This window comes from Sphaerisporangium sp. NPDC049002, from assembly GCF_040649355.1.
In the GTDB taxonomy this organism is placed as follows: Bacteria; Actinomycetota; Actinomycetes; order Streptosporangiales; family Streptosporangiaceae; genus Sphaerisporangium.
This window is the reverse complement of the sequence record NZ_JBEZFH010000401.1, coordinates 1-2537: the sequence shown is the minus strand read 5'-3', so window position 1 is coordinate 2537 and position 2537 is coordinate 1. Positions and strand designations below refer to the sequence as shown.

Sequence of the window (2537 nt, the reverse complement as noted above, 5' to 3'; positions counted from 1 at the left end):
GGGATGTCGTTGCTCCAGGCCTGGATGCAGGTGGCCCGGGTCCTGTCGACGGCCTCAAGGAAGGTGTCGCACCCGGCGAGGTCGATCCGCAGGGGCGTCGCGCGCGCCGCCGGGGCCTCCGGCAGCGGCTGGCAGGGCCGGGCCGAGGCCAGGGCACTGCGGGTCGTACGGACCGTCGGCCCCCGGCTGCTCGCGGGCGCCACCGCGCACGCGTGGGAGCGGGCCGGCGAGCGCGGCGTCGAGGTGACCGGCGGAGGCGTCTCGGTGGTCCCGTTGCTGCCCCGCACGGCGTTCACCATCACCTCCCGGTTCGGCGGCCCGGTGGAGTGCTTCCGCCCCGACGACGGGAGCGGCGCGTGCGGCTGACAGCGCTCGGCCGCAGGGTCCTCGCGCGTGCTCCCGACCGGGGGTCGATGGCGGTCGAGACCGTGATGCTGGCGCCCGTCTTCCTGCTCTTCCTGATGTTCCTCGTCGGGGCGGGCCGCGTCGTCGAGGCGCAGGGCGAGGTCAACGGGGCCGCCAGGGACGCCGCGCGCGCCGCCTCCGTCCAGCGCACCCTCGCGGGGGCCGAGAGGGCCGCGCGCGACGCCGCCGAGTCCGCGCTCGGCGACCAGTGCGGCCCGAAGGTCAGCCTCTCCGGCAGCGACTGGACGGAGGGCGGCAGCGTACGGGCGACCGTGACCTGTGAGCTGAAGCTCGACTTCCTCGGGTTCGGCGCGCTCAAGCAGATGAAGGGCGACTCGGTGGTGCCGCTGGAGCAGTTCCGGAGGGTCGAGTGAGACGGCTCCCGGAAGACCAAGGCTCGATGTCAGTATTTGTCGTGATCTTTTCCGTGGTGGTGTTCATGCTCGCCGGGCTCCTGGTCGACGGAGGCGCGGCCCTCAACGCGCGGCTGCGCGCGTCCGACATCGCGGAGCAGGCGGCGCGGGCGGCGGCCGACCAGATCGACGTCGAGAACCTGCGGGTCACCGGCCAGGTGCGCCTGCTCGGTGACGACCGCGCGGTCTGCGGCCGGGCCCAGAAGATCGTCGGCGCGCACGACGACACCGAGATCCGGCTCACCCGGTGCCAGATCGGCGCGGGCCAGGCTGAGGTGACCGTCGCGGTGAGCGCCCGGTGGGACGCGGTGTTCCTCGCCGCGCTCGGATTCTCCGGCTCCACCATGTCCGGCGTCGCCACAGCGGGCCCCGATCCCGGCGACCAGCAGCCGTGACCGGGGCGGAGACGAAGGAGGGAGAGGGATGACCACGCAACGCAGACCCCCATCGCGCCCGTCGTCCGGGATCACCCCGGCGGCACCGCCGCCCCGGCGCATCCGGCCGCGACGGACGGTCGGCGACGTGATCGCCGGTATCGGGGCGCTCATCGCCCTGGCCGCGCTCATGGGTGGCGTCCCCTACGCCCTCCTCCGGCTCGCGGGCCCGCCGCTGCCCGAGGAACTGCTCAACGGAGACCTCCTCACCAGGCAGATCAGCACCAGCACGGCCGTCGCGATCCTCGTGCTCCTGGTCTGGCTCACCTGGTCCCAGCTCGTCCTGTGCGTGATCGTCGAGGTGTACTCCGGCATCCGCCGCATCGGCATGCCCGTACGCGTGCCGCTGTCGGGCGGGCCGCAGGCGCTGGCCAACCGGCTCGTCTCCACGGCGCTGATGCTGTTCACCGTGTCCGCCGTCGCGATACCGATCGCCGGCATCGCCTCCGGGCCGCCGCCGGCCCGGCCCTCAGTGGTGGCGGCGGCCCTCACCACGCCGATCCCCGAGGAGCGGGGCTCGCTCGACGTCGTACGTCAGGTCAAGAAGGTGTACGTGGTCCAGCCCCCGCACGGGCGCCACCACGAGAGCCTCTGGGAGATCGCCGACAAGTGCCTCGGGGACGGGCGGCGCTATCCGGAGATCTACCGCCTCAACCAGCACAAGGCGCAGCCCGACGGCACCCGGCTGCAGATGGCCGACCTGATCAAGCCCGGCTGGGTGCTCGACATGCCGGACGACGCCAGGAACGTCCATGTCGTCCCCGTCGACGAGCAGCGGGAGACGACCCTCAAGCGTCACCCGGGGAAACCCGCCGAGATGGACGGCCGCACGCAGTTCGTCCGCCCGGACACCACGAAGCACCAGACCGCAAAGGACCTGACCGCAAAGGACCTGACCACAAAGGACCAAGGCGCGAAGGACCAAGGCGCCAAGGAGCAGGCCACCAAGAACCCGGTCGCGGAGGACCAGGCCGCGAAGGACCCGGCCGGTGAGGGCAGGAGCGCGCAGGACGAGACCGCGAAGCAGGACGACACGAAGATCGTCCTGCCGTCGCCCGCGCTGCCCCAGCGCACCTACCACCTTCCCGCCGTGCCCAAGGTTCCCCCGGTCTCGGCCATTCCCAAACTCCCGCAGGCGACCGTCTCCCCTTCCGTGAAGGCTGTGGAGAAACAGCAGAAGCCCGAAAAGATCGAACCCGGAGAGTTCCTCCAGCATGAGCAGTTGCGGGGCGAAGTAGCCGGTCTGGGGCCCGAAGACCGCCACCGGATGACCGGACTTCGACTC

At 72.1% G+C, this 2537-nt stretch carries 3 protein-coding genes and 1 pseudogene; all 4 read left to right on the top strand.

Going from position 1 to position 2537, the window contains the following annotated elements; translation table 11 throughout:
- A partial coding sequence (locus AB0B89_RS35970) for a hypothetical protein (RefSeq protein ID WP_358562134.1) occupies positions 1-366 on the top strand: 366 nt, incomplete at its 5' end.
- A complete protein-coding gene (locus tag AB0B89_RS35965; RefSeq protein WP_358562131.1) occupies positions 357-779 on the top strand; it encodes a TadE family protein in 423 nt (140 codons plus the stop codon). The genes AB0B89_RS35970 and AB0B89_RS35965, both read left to right, overlap by 10 nt.
- Before the next feature lie 26 nt (positions 780-805).
- Positions 806-1213: a pilus assembly protein TadG-related protein gene (locus tag AB0B89_RS35960; RefSeq protein ID WP_358562128.1), complete on the top strand. Its 408-nt coding sequence runs from the start codon at positions 806-808 to the stop codon at positions 1211-1213.
- 28 nt (positions 1214-1241) lie between these two features.
- Positions 1242-2537, top strand: a pseudogene (locus AB0B89_RS35955) (hypothetical protein); the annotation flags it as partial.